Source organism: Paenibacillus antarcticus (assembly GCF_001637225.1).
GTDB lineage: Bacteria > Bacillota > Bacilli > Paenibacillales > Paenibacillaceae > Paenibacillus_AQ > Paenibacillus_AQ antarcticus.
Genome location: NZ_LVJI01000001.1, coordinates 493,652 through 511,702 on the forward strand (window position 1 = coordinate 493,652; position 18,051 = coordinate 511,702).

The window sequence follows — 18,051 nt, forward strand, 5'->3', positions numbered from 1 at the left end:
TATGTCATTAATTTTAGATTTAATGGATTGCTTTCTTCTTAAAGCGTCCGCCTTTGACATCATGAATGTTACCGATCGCTATAAAGGCATCTTTATCCCAATCTGCAACAATCGTCTTCAATTTGGCTTCCTCAAGTCGAGTAATAACAACGAAGATAACCTTCTTATTCTCACCAGAATAGGATCCTTCACCTTCGAGATACGTTACACCACGTCCAAGCCGTTGTGTTAAGGCGTCACCGATATCTCTATATTGTTCACTAATGATCCAGACTGATTTCGATTGATCCATACCTTCATTGGTAACGTCAATCAATTTGAAAGCAATATAATACGCTATTAAGGAATACATGGCATGGTCCCATCCAAAGACGAACCCCGCACTACTAAGTATGAAGAGATTTATAAACATAACAACTTCCCCAACTGAGAAGGGAGACTTCTTACTCAAAAGAATAGCAACAATTTCTGTCCCATCTGTTGATCCACCTGCACGAATGACAAGCCCTACCCCAACTCCAAGGATAACACCACCAAATACAGCTCCAAGAAGGGGGTCAGTCGTAAGTGGGGCAACTGGATGTAAGAAATAAGTTCCTACTGACATTACGATAATAGAGAACAATGTAGACAAGGCGAACGTTTTACCAATTTGCTTGTAGCCAAGGAATAGAAAAGGAAGGTTAAACAGGGTAAGAAATATCCCTAGAGGTAATTCCGAAAAGTGTGAACCCATAATGGATATCCCTGTTATTCCTCCATCAATGATTCTATTTGGTACTAGAAAAATTTCTAGTGCCACGGAGACAAACAGCGCTCCAATAATCATCATAACCACTCGGAGTAACTGAACTGACTTCAAAACTGGTGCTTTGGGTGGAAAATTTGGTATCTTCACAATATCATCATCAATAATGTTTGTACTTTTACTCACAAAACTCCCCCTATTCAATTAATCCATGTTTCGTCTATGTTTTATATTATACCATAGAGTTTATTATGAATAATAAAAAGGAGGATTTTTTTTTCATAATAAAGGAGACAACATGCGGCTTAACATCTCTCCTCCCTTATGTAAACGAGGCCTTTTTGCAAATTCAATTGGGTCTATTTCTGTACAATGATGAAGATCATTCTTGAAATCTTTCACAATACGTTGGATGGCTAACTCATCAAATAATACCGCAGTCAGTTCGAAGTTACAGAAAAAACTCCGCATATCCATATTCGCTGTACCCACAGACGCTAGCAGGTCATCTACAATTAGGATTTTGGCGTGTACGAACCCTTTCCGGTATTGAAAGAACCTAACACCAGCCACCATCAATTCCTCTATATAAGACAAGGAAGCATAATGTACCAACTTTGAATCTGGCTTCCAAGGAATAATAATTCGCACATCCACCCCACTAACCGCAGCGGACTTTAATCCCTCATAAATACCTGGATCAGGGATGAAATACGGGGAAGTAATCCATATCCTTTCGTTCGCAACTGATATTGCACCAAAACACATCTCCTGAATGGCATCCCATACTTGATCAGGACCACTGCTAAGAATTTGAATTTGCTGTTCTCCACGACATGCATGCGCTGGGAAAAGGTCGGGATCAATAATTCGCTCACTTGAAGCTAATTTCCAATCCTTAAGGAATATATTTTGTAGAAAGTAAACCGCATCACCCGCTACTTCTAAATGTGTATCCCTCCAATATCCTACTTCTGGATATAATCCTAAATAGTCATCACCTACATTAAGTCCTCCTACAAATCCCTTTTTGCCATCTACAATTAGAATTTTACGATGATTTCTGTAATTAATACGACGATCAAGGGTAGCAATAACGGGTGGAAGGAAGAAATAAAATTCAATACCCGCTTCTTTAAATCGATTAATAAACCGTTTCTTTAAGTGATGACTTCCAACCCCATCACAAACAACACGTACCTTTACTCCTGTCTGTGCCTTTCGAATCATAACGTCCTGAAATTCAGTTCCAATCATATCGTCCCTAAAAATATAAAATTCAATATGAATATGACTCTCTGCTGACTCCATCGCTTCCAGCATGGCATGATAGGTCTCTTTCCCATCCGTTAGAACCCGGCTTTCGTTGCAACCCGTTATAGGACTCTCTGATATATTCGATAGCAAATTAAACAAGCGCTGTTGCGTGTGAAATTTGTGATTCTTCATCCCCTCCACATGCTCTACAATTGCAGCTTCCTTCCATAATTGATCGCGTATTTCTCGAAATAATCTTGATCCTTTTGAACGAAGCTTCTTACGTTTACTATATTCCTGAGCTACAAAGTAATACACTATAAAGCCTACCAGTGGAAAGCAGAATAATATAAACATCCAAGCTAACGCTTTAGCAGGATTTCGGAATTCAAGGATTAGTATTGTTGCCATTTGAAAAATAAATACAAACAATGCAATAAGCACCCACATCATACAGCTGACCTCTTTCACAAAAAAAATTATTATCCCTAAATAATTAAATCCATCTATTTACTATGTAAAGTACATCATCGGCCAACCGAATAGGGGTTTATTCAGTACATAACCACATTTAAGTAAAATTTAACCATTAAACTCAAAATATATTTGACATGTTTAGAGATTTCTACGAATAAATAGAATATAACCAAGCTATCCACATCCAATGCCTAGAAAGGAGTTGCCATGAAAAGTACGAAGACCAAACAACCCATAACCCTACTTGTTCTACGTGATGCACAGCATTCCGTTAAGCAAATTCAACTCTCTAAACCGTTACTTATCGCCGTACCTACTATTGCTATTCTGTCCCTTTCTGGCCTGATTATCTCCATGCAAGTTCATTCTTCTCAAGTCGTCTCCAAAATGGAGCAGCAATTGCAGCTTCAGACGATGACAAACAATAAGATGGAGATCACGGTAAGTAACCGTGAAGAAGCTATCTCTAGATTACAGAACGAAATCATTAACCTTTCCTCTGACGCACAAGATATGAAGGGCAAGATGCAACGTGTCAATGATCTTGAAAAAGAATTACAAAAATTTATTAATAATAACAACACCAGCATGAGTTCTGAAAAGACAAAAACTACCCCAACCATAACAAGTGATGATCCTAATCATGTGGGGGGTGAATTTATTGCTGTAGATACGAATGATATTCTTGACCTTACACGAGAGACAAAGGATGACTTTGAAGAGCTTCGGAAGTTACTCGATTCCATGGAGGACAATATTCCACGTATGCTTGAAAAGGCCCAAGAGACACAAGATATGCTAGCTGGTATTCCTAATATGTGGCCAACCGAATCCCACGTCATATCATCTAGCTTCGGATATCGAAAAGATCCATTTACTGGCGTAGCCGCCTACCACGCAGGCCTTGATATTTCAGGTAATACAGGAGATCCTATCTACGCCGCTGGAGCTGGCAAAGTCGTTGAGGCTGAACAAGGAGGCGCACGGGGTCTTTTTATAAAGATTGAACATCCCGAAGGTTTGAAGACGACATACATGCATTTAAGCAATATTAATGTAGCTGTGGGGGATTCAATATCCAAGGGCGATCTCATTGGTAAAATGGGAAGTACCGGCCGCAGCACGGGTGCTCATCTTCATTTCCAAGTTGAGAAAATGAATGAAGTCGTAAATCCACTTCCATATATCAGGTAGTTTGGGACAGCATCGCTTCACAAAACTTTTAGCTTATGCTTTCGATGCTAGTTTTGTTACGAAGTAAATCAATGAAGCATCGCCCCACAAAACTTTTAGCTTATGCTTTCGATGCTAGTTTTGTTACGAAGTAAATCAATGAAGCATCGCCCCACAAAACTTTTAGGAGGTTAACATACATGGCACGACGAGCACGAAATTCAAATCGAAGAAATTCAGGGACGGATACCCTTATTGGACAAGGCTGTGAGGTTACTGGAAAGTTACAATGCGAAGCTAACTTGCGGATTGAGGGTTCTTTTAACGGAGAAATTGAGTCCAAAGGGGATATAACGGTTGGAGAGCATGCAATAGCTCGATCTAATATTCATGCAAGAGAAGTTGTTATCGCAGGTAAGGTATACGGGGACGTTGCTACAACAGGTAAACTCACCATTACAGCAACTGGACAAATGTTCGGGGATGTATCCGCCTCTTCTCTCATTATTATGGAAGGTGGCGCATTAAGTGGAACGAGTACAATGAGTCAACCGGAACCTGCGACTGCGAAGTCGCTAGATATCCATTCGCACTATTTACAACCTGAAGTAAGTTAACGCTCCTCTGACCACTATTGCAATCTTATCTTATACTACATGTAACCCTGTCATTCTATTCGGATCACAATTCAATAAAGCCCTGAAGAATAGACTGCAATCCTATTCTTCAGGGCTTTATTGTTCAAACATCAGACTACCTTATTATGTTGCAACATCTCGTTTGTTAAAAATAATCCATGTGAGCAGTAAGAAACCAATATAATATGTTGCCAGCACAATCAACGAGAAAGCCAACGTCGAACCTCCAGGACCTTCTGGAGAATCTATATAACCTCTTAAATCCATTTGCGTGAATATAACATATTTCATCCACACATATTTATCCGGATTCAAAAGAAGCAGAAAGATATCTTTAGAGAATAAGACGACCAATGATAAGACAATAGCAAAAGTGCTAGAACGAAATAGCGTAGAAATCATAAAGGCTATGGTCGTAATCAATATAAGTTCAACATATTTACAGCCTAGAATCACGAGTGTATACGCCATCCCACTCCAAGAACTTGGGATTAGTCCTGTATTACCCACATCATAAGTGAACCATATATTTGCGAATAGAAAGGTAACTCCAAACATCACAAGTGTACTTAATATCCCAAATAATATCACCGATATATACTTGGACAATAGAATTTTTGAGCGACTCCATGGTCGGATCAGAAGTAACTTAATCGTTCCCCAAGAAAATTCACTAGCCACAGAATCCGCTGCAATGACACCTGCAAATATAATATTCATGAAAAATGTAAAGGTCATCGTTAATAAGGAAACTTCCCAGACACTAGGATTTTCTTGTGAGTCCGCCATGAAAAATACAAATGGCATAAGAATACTTACAATAGCTAGAATACTTAACATAATCCAAGTACGAGCGCGACGGTATATTTTCATATTCTCATTTAAAACCAATTTATAAAAGTTAGCCAATTTGTTCACTTCCTGTCATTTCTAAGAATTGATCCTCAAGCGAACGCGTAACTTCACGAATACCGTATACTTTTATCCCCGCCTGAACGAGTCGTGCATTAATATCAGCTACTTCTTCACGAGATATCCGCATAATAAGTAAATTATTCTCCACACGATCCACGCCAAGTATAGCCGCAGCCTGTTGAGGATGATCTACATCGAATGCTATCTCAGCAGCGGAGACGGCAACCCCATTCTCGTTCTTTAACTGTCGTACATCAATGAGTTGTCCATTCTGAATAATGGCCACTCTATCGCACATCAGTTCCATCTCAGAGAGTAGATGACTCGATACGAAGACTGTAGTCCCTTCGACCCTACAAAGATGTCGTAAATAGTCCCGTAATTCTCGAATACCTTGAGGATCAAGTCCATTCGTAGGCTCATCCAAAATAAGAAGCTTGGGATTGTGTAGAATAGCCTGAGCAACGCCTAGTCTTTGTCTCATACCCAGTGAGTAGGTTTTTACTTTGTCATGAATTCGGTTATCCAGCCCTACAAGAGCAATGACCTCTTGAATTCTTTGCTTCGTAATTCCAGGCATCATACGAGCGAAATGCTGCAAATTCTGATATCCAGTAAGGTACTTATACATTTCCGGGTTTTCTACAATAGCCCCTACATTTGCTATCGCCTCTTCAAATTGATTCCTAATGCTCTTCCCACATATAAGGATGTCTCCTTTACTTATAGATATTAAACCAACCATCATACGGATTGTCGTGGTCTTTCCTGCCCCATTGGGACCCAGAAATCCAAACACTTGCCCTTGTGAAATCTCTAGACTCAGATTATCTATTATGGTCTTAGAGGAGATTATCTTTGAGACATTTTCTAAGCGAACAACTGGTTCCTCTTGCAATTAATACACCCCTTTAAGTTAACAAATATGATCCTAGCATATTTCAATTCTAAGTATACATTAAACAATGTTCAGAGTATCTGCTCCACAATATGAGAATCTACATATAATTCATTTTGAGTTAACACACATGCCTTACAATACCCCATAGATGTGTTATATCTGTAAAAACAAGTTTTGAAAATGGCACTTTCCTGATTCCCATCTACAATCTGCTCACAGTAAACACAATAGAATTGAAATTGCTCAATCATACGAAAAAACCTACCCCTCACAGGAATCATCATGTTATTCGACAAAATATAATCATTCACCTCAAAAAAAGATACACTATGTATCGTTAACAGTAATGTACTCGACATTTATTGCAATGTCAAGAATTCCCTTAATTTGAACAGGATAGGATTCTCTGTTATTTGTTCATATCTTATCAAGAAAATAATGGTTATTAAGTTTCTCCCATTGCTTCATACTACTTTCGTCCAGTTCATGAATATTGGAAATGATAAACCTCCGTCCTTCAATATCGCTTAGAATCCAGCTAACTAAGCTCAGCGGATGTACACTTTCATATTTCTCACTCGTTCTAAAATTCATTATGCCATTACTACTATCTACTACCCATAACCACTCGCATCCAATCTGATCTAAAGAAATTATCCTTTTAATGGTAGGAGTCATATAATACCGTTGGAGTTCCTGCTCTGCTACCCTTCTACTTTCACCTTCTAACAATGAGAGATCTGCAATCATTATGAGCTCCTCATCTGTGTCCGAGCGAACTGAAATATATTGTTCGGGCATGGTCAATGGAAATAATCGAATCAGTCTGACGTCCTTATGCTTTTTTCCATCATCGTAAGCTTCAAGTACGTTATCGGAGTTTCTCAACAATTGTACCATATGTCCTTCTACCTCCCTTGGCTCTTCATTTAATAATGAGATAGAAATTACTCATTAATTTCTTGCCTTTTGCTGGTGTTCTTTTATTAAATGATGAATTCGTTCCTTCTCTTCATTATTTATAATGTAATAATAAATTCCATTTATTCTCTTACCTTGCCCATTGAACTCCAAGCTTTCAATCGTATCCAGATCAGTGCGATAATCCGTTATAAACTTCTTCATTTCATTAAAGGTAATATCTGTTTTCACATTGTTTCCCACTTCAGTAAGCATGGATTGAACATGAAGGATATTAGAGACCTGTAGAGCATTCTTCATCGTCTGTTTCAATACCTCGCGTTGTCTAGCGTTACGTCCAAAGTCTCCTCGAGGGTCATCATAACGCATACGAGAATAGGCAAGAGCTGCAGTGCCGTTCAGCTTCAAATGTCCTTCTTTGAAATCATAACCTTCATATTGAAAAGAAAATGGATTCTCAAGCTCCACTCCACCTAATAAATCTATAATTTGACTAAACCCCTCCATGTTTACTTTGATGTAATAGTTAATGGGAACTTGCAAGAGATTCTCTACTGTTTGAATGGACATATTAACTCCACCAAAAGCATAGGCGTGATTAATTTTATCTATCGTTCCATGCCCTATAATCTCCGTTCGAGTATCCCTTGGAATATTGAACATAAGAATAGATTCCTTGGATGGGTTCACGCTCAACATAATCATAGAGTCTGATCGACCAACATCGTTCTCTCGTTGATCTACGCCCATGACAAGCACAGTAAATGGGTCTCGTTCATCCATTTGCACAGATCTATCACTATTGAGTTCTGTGCTAGATAATTCTGGTTTAGTCGCTTCCAATGGATCTTGCGTAATCGCTACAGCTTTAACTGCTTCTCTTGGTTCATAGATTGCTTTAGCAGTCGATTTCACAGATGTATACAAATATATTCCATAGCCCACTATAAGGAAGCTACTTAAGGATACGGCAATTAATGCTACTTTTACCCATCGTCTCATTCGGTGTACCCCTTTAGTTCATATAGTCAAATCGAACTCTTCATACATCGATCGATTGTCCATTCCTCCAATATTTTTGGATCACCTAAGAATAAGAGATCTCATCTCATCCGTAAGCGCGTATTCCGCCTCCATAGGTCCTTTCATCTCCCATCACATGGCGTAACTACCAATGCTCTACTTTCTCTATCACTTGATAATTAAAGCTAGTCTTCATCATTACTGCTGCTGCTTCGTGTGGTTTCGCAAGAAATTGTTTAATTTCAGAATAATCTACCGGGCAACCGTCCTCTATGTATAATTCAGGGATAATGTAACCATATTTCTTAGATGGATACGTTGGTCTCACTCCGATAAGCGCTATAGCTGCTTGTGATTGTCTAACGGAAATATATATCGTTTTATTTATCCTCACATTCGTTCATCCCTTATTCTCTTACCATGGCCTAATATGAGATTTATGTGTTGTCTAGTGTACGAAAGCAGCCCTTTTACCAAAACTCATATCAAACTCCTGATCACGGACCAATTCATTCGAATAAGCTAATGACTCGTGAGTACCGGCATCTGTCCACCATCCGGATAAAATATCATACGTCAACAGTCCTTGAGAGATATAGGCATTATTAACATCTGTTATCTCCAATTCCCCTCTTCCTGACGGCTTCAAGTTTCTAATAATATTGAATACTTCAGAATCGTACATATATATACCTGTGACAGCGTATGAACTCTTCGGCATCTTAGGTTTTTCTTCAATGGATGTGATATTCCTACCTTCCAATTCAGCCACACCGTAGCGCTCTGGATCGGCTACCTCTTGCAGAAGAATTTTCGCCCCTTTATTCTGTCTTCTGAAATTATTCACATAAGAGGTTAACGAATCAGAGAATATGTTATCACCTAAAATAACCGTCATTGTCTGTCCTTGTGCAAAGTCTTCTGCTAACCCTAAGGCTTGGGCAATCCCTCCAGCCTGATCCTGAACTTTGTACGTAAAGTTGACTCCGAATTCATATCCACTCCCTAACAAATTAACGACATCTCCCATATGGTCACGTCCCGTGACAATGAGGATGTCGTTAATATCAGCTTCTCTTAGTTTATAAATGGAATGGTAAATCATCGGATATTTACCTACGGGAAGTAAGTGCTTGTTCGTCACCTTCGTTAATGGATAGAGCCTTGAACCAGTACCGCCTGCTAAAATGATTCCTTTCATTGCTTCACTCCTCTAATTATTATATTTACTGAAATCTGAATGTTTTCGGACGTACAATTCACATACTTTTAATACACATGTCCTAATATGGAATTCACTCTTGAACACCATATTTCACTAATTGGATTTTATCTTCTTATTTCTTCTATCCCCTTATATATAGGAACGATTACATCGATCATAATACACTTCCTTACTATCAAATTGAGTTAGACGAAAATTCTATTTCCGCATTTCTCTCTACTTGATTGCGATAACTTATCGATTTAGAAGTCATTAACTCCCTGTAAGATCTTGCAACTGCGTCCCATTGATAGTTACTATACAACCGATCTTTCATTCCTAGCCCTTGATCTTCCATGCTAATAACTTGTCTAAATTGTTCAGCTAGTCGTTCTATGGTAAACAGTTGTCCATATTCACCTAACACCTCTTTACTAAATGGACCATCAATAGCCATTACTCTCTTGCAAGAGCCCATTGCCTCTAATAAAGCAGGGTTTGTTCCTCCAACGGAATTCCCATGGAGATAGCATTCAGCATTCGATCTCAACACCGCAAGTTCTTCTTGATTATAATTAGCTGGCAGAATACGAATACCATTCTTTCCATCATGAGATCTCAGCAATTCGGAATACGTCGTTGAATCTCTATACCCAACTAATATGAATTGATATCCTTCTTCGTATAACTTAGATTTAATGAAACCTTCTATGATCTTTAGAGGGAGATTGTCGAGTTCAAATCTAGTAATTTGAATGAAGTATTTCTCTTTGCTTAGGTCATACTTTCTCAAAATATCTATTTCGTTCTCTTCCTTCATTGCCGAAATGACGGGAACTCCATATGGAATGAATTGTGTTTTTCTAAAAAAGATAGATTTGTAATAGTCTTGAATGGCAACAGAATCTGAAATTAGCTTTTTGCAAAACATACATATGAGTAATGAAGACAAAAAATAATATAATTTGAACGGCCATGACCATTTCATTCTTCTCCATTCTAACCCGTCTGTATTTACAGCCATCGGAATTCCAGCCAATCGAGTAAGTAAAATGCCAGGTAAATTAGCATTATTAAACCAAAACACGAAATCATATTCCTTTCGATGTTTAAATAGGTATTTCCCCGTATTTATGGATGAGACAAAAGTATCCAATGTTCTTGATGAGCTTCCTTTTACATTGATAATTCTCCTAGCATCAACTGAATCACATTCACCCTCTATGTCAGATCGTCCAAACACATGGCAATCGAGACCCTCTTGAACGAGTCTTAAGCTAATCTCATCAACAGCTGTCTCAAATCCTCCATATGCAGCAGGTATTCCCCTCGTACCGCAAAAAGCGACCTTTGCTTTCATATTCGCACTCCTTTCAACTTAACTTTTTTTACATACAGGCTCTAGGTTCTGCTCCTTTGAACGTTCTTTAGAATGCGTCTTTATCTCCAAATAGCATTCGTATGGTTTTGAAAATAATTCTGAGATCATATGTAATACTTCTTCGATCTATATATCGAATATCTAGTTCTACCATCCTCTCAAATCCAACATTATTTCTTCCGCTCACCTGCCAAAGACCTGTACAACCTGGTGTTACGCGAAGCCTTTGTTTATCATATGAGGAATAATCTGCAACTTCTCTCACAAGTGGTGGTCTAGGTCCCACCAGGCTCATATCTCCACGTATTACGTTCCATAATTGAGGTAATTCATCCACACTTGTTTTTCGGATAAACTTCCCTATTCTAGTGATACGGGGATCATTCTTCATCTTAAACATCGCACCACTAACCTCGTTCTGATCGAGTAACTCTTCAAGCAACTCTTCAGCATTTGAGACCATCGACCTGAATTTGAACATATGAAAATTCTTTTCGTTCTTACCTACTCTGATTTGATGAAAGAACACAGGACCCCTTGGATCCTCTAATTTGATAAGCAATGCAACAATAGCAAACAATGGAGACAATAGGAGTAGTCCAAATATTGCTCCCATCACATCCATAATTCTCTTTACGAATAAATACGATTTAGCCGATCGAGAATGATTAGGTACGACATGTGGATAAACCACTTTTTTTTCAAGGAGTATTTTACCTTCATTGTTTTGAGATGTTGGAATCATTTATACTCTCCTCTATCCATTTTATTTATTTGAAGGCATGAGTTGTATTGGTTTATATGAAAGTAAACCCTCACAAATCTTACCTTCAATATGTAAAGGTGGGCATTCAACCCATCCTCACTCCACACCCTTGATGATTCACATCTAAGGTCCGGGGACCCACAGTATGACCGAGTACCTACATTGATAGAGGTATAGTAGGCATTACCTATAATTACACTACAACGCTGCTATTTATTACTCCCCATAGTAATAAGGAATTTCTTTTTAGCTTTAACGTCATCCTTCCTTATTCTAGTAGTCATAGCCAGTGTAGGAATTTAAGCATGGGTCATGATTCGCCACAATTTCTTCCGAATGATAACTACATATTCCTTTAATTCCATTCGTCGGTCCTCCTATATATTTTCGAATCTCCACAACAGACCTCATCCATTTAAAATTTATGTAATTTTTGGGTTTATTGTCCTAATGCACAATGTGACAATTTATAGTAAAATAAAATTAGCTGTATTTAAATTCTTACTTTTCATATAGATAAGTTGATATTCCTATGTATGCCGTGTTTGTTTTTTGTGATTAAGAAATAATTTAAATTTATTAACATTTTTTTTAAAAGACTCATATTATATAACTTATGCTCTTTAATATCAGGTAATTTAACTCGATATTGAAACATATTTTCATATAATCCTTTAGCTTCTATTTTTCCAGAGAGCTTAACTTTAGAACTGGAATCCTCAATATCAAATCCAAAGACGACATTGTTTATCATCGGTAAATCTAGATCACTTAAGAAACATAATGAGTTGTTACCTAACTCCATTAAGAATATCGGACGTCTTTTGCTGTTCACCTTATTGCCTCTCACTTCTCTAATATAAATATGTGCTTTTAGAGTAAGATTGGCCCAATCATTGACATTGGAATTCATAACTTCATTCCTTTTTAATAGTTTGTGATGTTTAAAGATAATGAATTGGGGTAATATACTAATGATACAATATGTATCTCTTGGTTCTAATTTACGATACATATTGTATCGTGTCAAGACTTAAATTAACTGTTTCTTTTTTGCTTCCAATTTCATTAGACCATTGAAAGAACTAGATAAGATCGCCAACAGGAGGGAAATTCATGAATCACCAGAATCGCATAGCGGAATTACGTGAGGGAAGAGGATTGACACAAGAAGAGGTAGCACAATCTATTGGTATTACGAGAGCTTCCCTTTCCCATTACGAGAAAAATCGGCGTAAGCCCGATTTCGAGATATTAACCAAACTCGCTGATGTGTTCGGTGTGTCTATTGATTACCTGATTGGCCGAACCACCCATTCTGAAGTCGTAATGGATGACGACGTAAGGCATTTCGTAGATGATTTGGAGCTATCTGATGATAAGCTTTTGGAAAGATTTAATCTTACGATTGATGGGCGTAGTATTTCGGAGGAAGAAGCTAAACGCTTTATTGCTTTTATTCGTATGGAACGGAATATGAAATAAGTTCCTAATCAAAAAAGCCTTAGTACCCAAATTGATTTCTTTGGGTACTAAGGCTTTTTTGATTTTATTTTTTGAATAAATCCGTCACTTATGCTGTGCGCCTATGTAGTCTTTCCATTTTTCAGGAGGAATACCACATTGTTTCATAATGTTAAGAATGTCTACACGTACCTTCTTAGGTAGCTCACGGTTGGATCCTACTTCGGTTCCTACCTCTCTTGTTTCCTTCATTAAAGATAACCTCACTCTATTTTTCATTGTTAGTATCCAGCCCGCACAGCCAATTCACTACTTAATTAGTATTATATATTAACCTTTTTTTTTATGTTGTCGTCTTGTGTTATTTTTATAAAATAATAGAGTTCTTATTTTGTCGAAAAAAAACTTACTTACAGGGCTCTCAAACCATGCCCAGTAAATAAGTTTTATTCTAGATCCGGTATACATTTTCATGTCGTGACAATTCATCTATAGCTTGTTGAATTTAGTTACCACCAGAACGTGCAAGTTCACGCATATTCGCTTCGAATGCTGCTAGAAGCGCAACTTCTCCCGTCAATCCACTCGCATGAACCTTCTCAATCTGCTGCGTCATCTTTTTATAATCTTTCGGAATAACGCGTACGAACCTACCCAGACTCTCTGTCCAATGATCTAATACCCATTGTCCTTTGGTACTTTGCGTATAGGAAGCATGATTGAGAATCATCCCGCGTAACTCTTCCACTTCTGTTGCATTTTCTACCCGTTCAAGTAATACCATTTCTAGATTACATCGATCAATAAAGGTACCGTCATGGTCGTAGACATAAGCAATACCACCTGACATCCCTGCTGCAAAGTTACGTCCAGTCTCACCAAGTACAACGACACGTCCACCCGTCATATACTCACAACCATGATCGCCTACACCCTCTACGACCACATTGACTCCAGAATTACGAACAGCGAATCGTTCACCCGCAATCCCACGGATATAGGCTTCACCACTAGTTCCACCATAAAATGCTGTGTTACCAATAATAATATTCTCTTCCGCTTTAAAAGTAGACTTCGGTGAAGGCTTCACAATCAATTTACCTCCAGAGAGACCTTTACCAACGTAATCATTTGAGTCACCTTCTACAGTCAAGGTTACTCCCTTCGGTACAAATGCACCAAAACTTTGACCTGCTGTTCCTAGGAAGGTAAATTGAATGGTATCATTCGGCAGACCAACAGCTCCATATTTACGTGTAATTTCACTTCCAAGTATCGTTCCAACAGCGCGGTTAACATTCGTAATCGGAAGAACACCTTGTACAGCCGTTCCATTCTCTAAGGCTGGTGCTGCAAGATCTAACAACTGCTGAATATCTAGTGTTTCATCTAAGCCATGATTCTGCTGTTTACTATTGAATCGGGTGCTACCTTCAGGAAGGGTAGGTGAATGAAGTAGAACAGACAAGTCGATTCCTTCCTTCTTCCAATGACCCACTGCCTTAATTTCATCCAGACAATCTGTACGGCCTACCATTTCTTGAATGGTACGGAAACCAAGACCAGCCATGATCTCACGTAAATCTTGAGCAACAAATGTCATAAAGTTAACTACATGTGCTGGATCTCCCGTGAAATTCTTACGTAACTCTGGGTTCTGAGTAGCGACCCCTACCGGACACGTATCCATTTGACATACACGCATCATAATACATCCAAGAGCGACTAGTGGTGCAGTAGCGAATCCGTATTCTTCTGCCCCTAATAACACAGCAACAGCTAAATCACGTCCATTCAGCATTTTACCATCTGTTTCAAGAACAACACGATCACGCAAATTATTTAGAATGAGTGTCTGATGTGTCTCTGCAAGCCCAAGCTCCCATGGAAGTCCAGCATGACGGATGGAACCTTGTGGTGATGCACCTGTCCCGCCATCATATCCACTTACAAGGATAATGTCCGCACGTCCTTTAGCCACACCTGCAGCAATCGTTCCGACACCAACTTCAGATACTAATTTCACGTTAATACTCGCACGTGGATTAGCGTTCTTAAGATCATAGATCAATTCCGCTAAATCTTCGATCGAATAAATATCATGATGGGGTGGTGGAGAAATCAGGCCTACACCTGGTGTAGATCCACGAACTTCTGCTACCCAAGGATATACCTTACGACCTGGAAGCTGCCCGCCTTCTCCCGGCTTAGCTCCTTGAGCCATCTTGATCTGAATCTCATCTGCATTAACTAGATAATTCGACGTTACGCCAAATCGCCCTGAAGCAACCTGTTTAATAGCACTACGACGAGAATCTCCATTGGCATCTGGAATATATCGAGCCGGATCCTCTCCGCCTTCTCCCGTGTTACTCTTTCCACCGATACGATTCATCCCAATGGCTAAACTTTCATGCGCCTCTTTACTAATTGAACCGAATGACATTGCCCCTGTCTTGAACCGTTTCATGATAGATTCTACAGATTCAACTTCATCAATAGATATTGCATCACCTACTGGCTTCAATTCGAGCAGTGAACGAATGGTCATACGTTGTTCATTCTCACCTTGAACGAGGCTCGCATATTTTTTATAAAGACCGTAATCATTTGTACGAACCGATTGTTGTAGCAAATGTATGGTTTGAGGGTTGAAGAGATGCTCCTCCCCATCTTTACGCCATTGATATTCCCCACCAGAATCCAGTTCTTTATCATTTCCATCCTTATCCGTAAATGCACGATTATGATGGATTAGTGTCTCTTTAGCTACCTCTTCTAGACCGATACCCTCGATCCGTGAAGGTGTACGTGTAAAGTACTTATCTACAAAATCCGAATTCAATCCAACGGCTTCAAAAATCTGTGCACCGCGATATGATTGAATCGTTGAGATACCCATTTTAGATAATACTTTAACTACGCTTTTCGTCGCAGCTTTAATATAATTCTTCACAGCTTTCTCATGTGAAATACCACGTAACATCCCTTGGCCGATCATATCATCCAAGCTCTCAAATGCAAGATATGGATTTACTGCACTTACACCGTATCCTAATAGAAGAGCGTAATGATGTACTTCACGAGGTTCACCCGATTCCAATAGAATACTAACCATCGTCCGAGTACCCTGACGGATCAAATGATGATGTAGACAAGATACCGCAAGGAGTGCGGGAAGTGCTGCATTATCTTTGTCGACACCTCGGTCAGAAAGAATAAGAATATTATGACCCTTATCAATAACACGATCAGCCGCTTTGCAGAGTACCTCTAATGCTTCACGCATACCTTCTGCTCCATCAGCAGCAGCAAATAGCGTTGGGATGGTCATGGATTTGAACCCTGGACGATGCACATGACGGATTTTACCGAAGTCTTCATTCGATAATACCGGTGTATCTAGACGAATCTGGCGACAACTTTCCGGTTCTGGATGCAACATATTACGTTCTGGTCCAATCGTTGTTCCAGTAGACGTAATGATCTCCTCACGAATCGCATCAATAGGAGGATTGGTTACTTGCGCGAACATTTGTTTGAAATAATTATACAGACGTTGAGGGCGTTCTGAGAATACAGCCAAAGGAGCATCGTAACCCATCGATGCAATTGCTTCAGCCCCTGTGGAAGCCATGGGTTCCAGAACTTTACGAAGCTCTTCAAAAGTATAACCAAACGACTGCTGTAATTGTTGAACATTATCATGCTTAGGATTCGGAAGCTCTGGTGCATCTGGTAACTCATCCAGATTAATCAAATGCTCATCCAACCACGCACGATAAGGCTTCTCAGCGGCAATTTCAGCTTTCACTTCCTCATCAGAAATGATTCTGCCTTGCTTCGTATCTACCAATAACATACGTCCTGGACGTAACCGATCTTTGTAGAGGATATCTTCAGCTGGAATATCCAATACGCCTGCTTCAGAAGATAATACGATTAGATCATTCTTCGTTACATAATAACGGGCTGGGCGTAGTCCATTCCGATCAAGCATGGCACCAATCTGTATACCATCGGAGAATCCCATGGCTGCTGGTCCATCCCAAGGCTCCATAAGCGTACTATGATATTCATAGAAAGCCTTTCTTGTATCATCCATCGTCTCGTGGTTATTCCAAGGTTCAGGAACCATCATCATCGCTACATGTGGTAACGAACGTCCACTCAAATATAAGAACTCAAACGTATTGTCAAACATCGCTGTATCTGAACCATCGGGATTGATAACAGGCTTCACTTTCTCCAGATCATCACCGAACACTTCGCTTGCAAAAAGAGACTGACGTGCATGCATCCAATTCACATTACCACGAAGTGTATTAATCTCTCCGTTATGAATCATATAACGATAGGGATGGGCGCGTTCCCAACTCGGAAACGTATTCGTGCTGAATCGAGAATGGATCAGGCCGATAGCAGATTCAAACAATTCATTCTGTAGATCAACGTAGAACTGACCTACTTGAATCGTCGTTAACATACCCTTATATACAATTTTACGGCAAGAAATACTGGTTAAATAGAAGCTTTCGTCTTCTTCATTACCACTATAACGGGTAGCTAATTCAATCCGTCTACCAATCACATACAACTTCCGTTCAAACGCCATTTCATCTTGCAATGCACGATTACGACCAATAAACACCTGACGTACAAAGGGTTTAGCATCCTTAGCCGACTTACCAAGTGTATCGTCTACTGTGGGAACGTCACGAAATCCTAGAAAAGTCTGACCTTCCTCAGCTATAATAGCTTTTAGTTTATTCTCATGAGCTTCACGGATCAACGGATCTTGGGAGAGAAAGATCATCCCTACACCATAATGTCCTGGACCCGGAAGACTAAATCCTAATTTTGTTGCTTCCGCCTCGAAAAAACGATGTGGAATTTGTACCATGATACCGGCACCATCACCTGAGTTCGGTTCACTTCCCTGTCCACCACGATGTTCCATGTTAACTAGCATAGTCAAAGCTTGACTTACAATTTCGTGAGAGGCTTTCCCCTTAATATTAGCTACAAATCCCATTCCACATGCATCTTTTTCATGTTGTGGATCGTAGAGTCCCTGTTTCGGCGGGAGCGCTGTATGTCTCATCGTTCGCAACCTTTCTATATATCATTTGAATTCACAAATAAACGAAATCAATCTTCTTTAAACATGGAATATACATCAA

The 18,051-nt window shown here is 39.2% G+C and carries 16 protein-coding genes; 3 read left to right on the forward strand and 13 right to left on the reverse strand.

The window, feature by feature from the left end; genetic code table 11:
* Positions 1-19: 19 nt before the first annotated feature.
* Complete coding sequence (locus tag PBAT_RS02500) at positions 20-862, reverse strand: YitT family protein (protein WP_420848721.1); 843 nt, start codon at positions 860-862, stop codon at positions 20-22.
* Between the two features lie 165 nt (positions 863-1,027).
* Positions 1,028-2,458, reverse strand: coding sequence for a cardiolipin synthase (gene cls / locus PBAT_RS02505; RefSeq protein ID WP_068646194.1), 1,431 nt, complete (start codon positions 2,456-2,458; stop codon positions 1,028-1,030).
* Positions 2,459-2,689: 231 nt separating this feature from the next.
* On the opposite strand from cls, the gene PBAT_RS02510 reads away from it, so the two are divergent.
* Together PBAT_RS02510 and PBAT_RS02515 are read left to right on the forward strand one after the other, a co-directional pair.
* The gene (locus tag PBAT_RS02510; protein WP_068646196.1) at positions 2,690-3,676 is read left to right on the forward strand and encodes a M23 family metallopeptidase; all 987 of its coding nucleotides are present in this window, start codon (positions 2,690-2,692) and stop codon (positions 3,674-3,676) included.
* Positions 3,677-3,855: 179 nt separating this feature from the next.
* The gene (locus PBAT_RS02515) at positions 3,856-4,272 is read left to right on the forward strand and encodes a bactofilin family protein (protein ID WP_068646198.1); all 417 of its coding nucleotides are present in this window, start codon (positions 3,856-3,858) and stop codon (positions 4,270-4,272) included.
* 144 nt (positions 4,273-4,416) lie between these two features.
* Here the strand turns inward: PBAT_RS02515 and PBAT_RS02520 are convergent, their stop codons facing one another.
* From PBAT_RS02520 to PBAT_RS02560, 9 genes are all read right to left on the reverse strand, one after another.
* Positions 4,417-5,202 (reverse strand): ABC transporter permease, encoded by a 786-nt coding sequence (locus PBAT_RS02520; RefSeq protein ID WP_068646200.1) that lies wholly within the window; start codon positions 5,200-5,202, stop codon positions 4,417-4,419.
* A complete protein-coding gene (locus PBAT_RS02525) occupies positions 5,195-6,106 on the reverse strand; it encodes an ABC transporter ATP-binding protein (protein WP_068646202.1) in 912 nt (303 codons plus the stop codon). The genes PBAT_RS02520 and PBAT_RS02525 overlap by 8 nt, the downstream gene beginning before the upstream one ends.
* A gap of 420 nt (positions 6,107-6,526) precedes the next feature.
* A complete protein-coding gene (locus PBAT_RS02530) occupies positions 6,527-7,009 on the reverse strand; it encodes a DUF1854 domain-containing protein (protein WP_068646204.1) in 483 nt (160 codons plus the stop codon).
* Positions 7,010-7,063: 54 nt separating this feature from the next.
* Positions 7,064-8,032, reverse strand: a complete 969-nt coding sequence (locus PBAT_RS02535; protein WP_068646206.1) for an LCP family glycopolymer transferase — start codon at positions 8,030-8,032, stop codon at positions 7,064-7,066.
* Positions 8,033-8,198: 166 nt separating this feature from the next.
* Entirely contained in the window at positions 8,199-8,447 is a 249-nt protein-coding gene (locus tag PBAT_RS02540; RefSeq protein WP_068646208.1) for a hypothetical protein, read from the reverse strand.
* Between the two features lie 54 nt (positions 8,448-8,501).
* The gene (locus tag PBAT_RS02545) at positions 8,502-9,254 is read right to left on the reverse strand and encodes a sugar phosphate nucleotidyltransferase (RefSeq protein ID WP_068646211.1); all 753 of its coding nucleotides are present in this window, start codon (positions 9,252-9,254) and stop codon (positions 8,502-8,504) included.
* A gap of 199 nt (positions 9,255-9,453) precedes the next feature.
* Positions 9,454-10,617, reverse strand: coding sequence for a DUF1972 domain-containing protein (locus tag PBAT_RS02550; protein WP_068646213.1), 1,164 nt, complete (start codon positions 10,615-10,617; stop codon positions 9,454-9,456).
* 67 nt (positions 10,618-10,684) lie between these two features.
* The gene (locus tag PBAT_RS02555) at positions 10,685-11,383 is read right to left on the reverse strand and encodes a sugar transferase (RefSeq protein ID WP_084402775.1); all 699 of its coding nucleotides are present in this window, start codon (positions 11,381-11,383) and stop codon (positions 10,685-10,687) included.
* Positions 11,384-11,912: 529 nt separating this feature from the next.
* Positions 11,913-12,317, reverse strand: a complete 405-nt coding sequence (locus PBAT_RS02560) for a hypothetical protein (protein WP_068646215.1) — start codon at positions 12,315-12,317, stop codon at positions 11,913-11,915.
* Between the two features lie 203 nt (positions 12,318-12,520).
* On the opposite strand from PBAT_RS02560, the gene PBAT_RS02565 reads away from it, so the two are divergent.
* Positions 12,521-12,889: a helix-turn-helix domain-containing protein gene (locus PBAT_RS02565; protein WP_068646217.1), complete on the forward strand. Its 369-nt coding sequence runs from the start codon at positions 12,521-12,523 to the stop codon at positions 12,887-12,889.
* Positions 12,890-12,973: 84 nt separating this feature from the next.
* On the opposite strand, the gene PBAT_RS25135 is transcribed toward PBAT_RS02565, so the two are convergent.
* Together PBAT_RS25135 and gltB are read right to left on the reverse strand one after the other, a co-directional pair.
* A complete protein-coding gene (locus PBAT_RS25135; RefSeq protein WP_157091297.1) occupies positions 12,974-13,120 on the reverse strand; it encodes a hypothetical protein in 147 nt (48 codons plus the stop codon).
* Between the two features lie 253 nt (positions 13,121-13,373).
* A complete protein-coding gene (gene gltB, locus PBAT_RS02570; protein WP_068646219.1) occupies positions 13,374-17,972 on the reverse strand; it encodes a glutamate synthase large subunit in 4,599 nt (1,532 codons plus the stop codon).
* Positions 17,973-18,051: the final 79 nt, after the last annotated feature.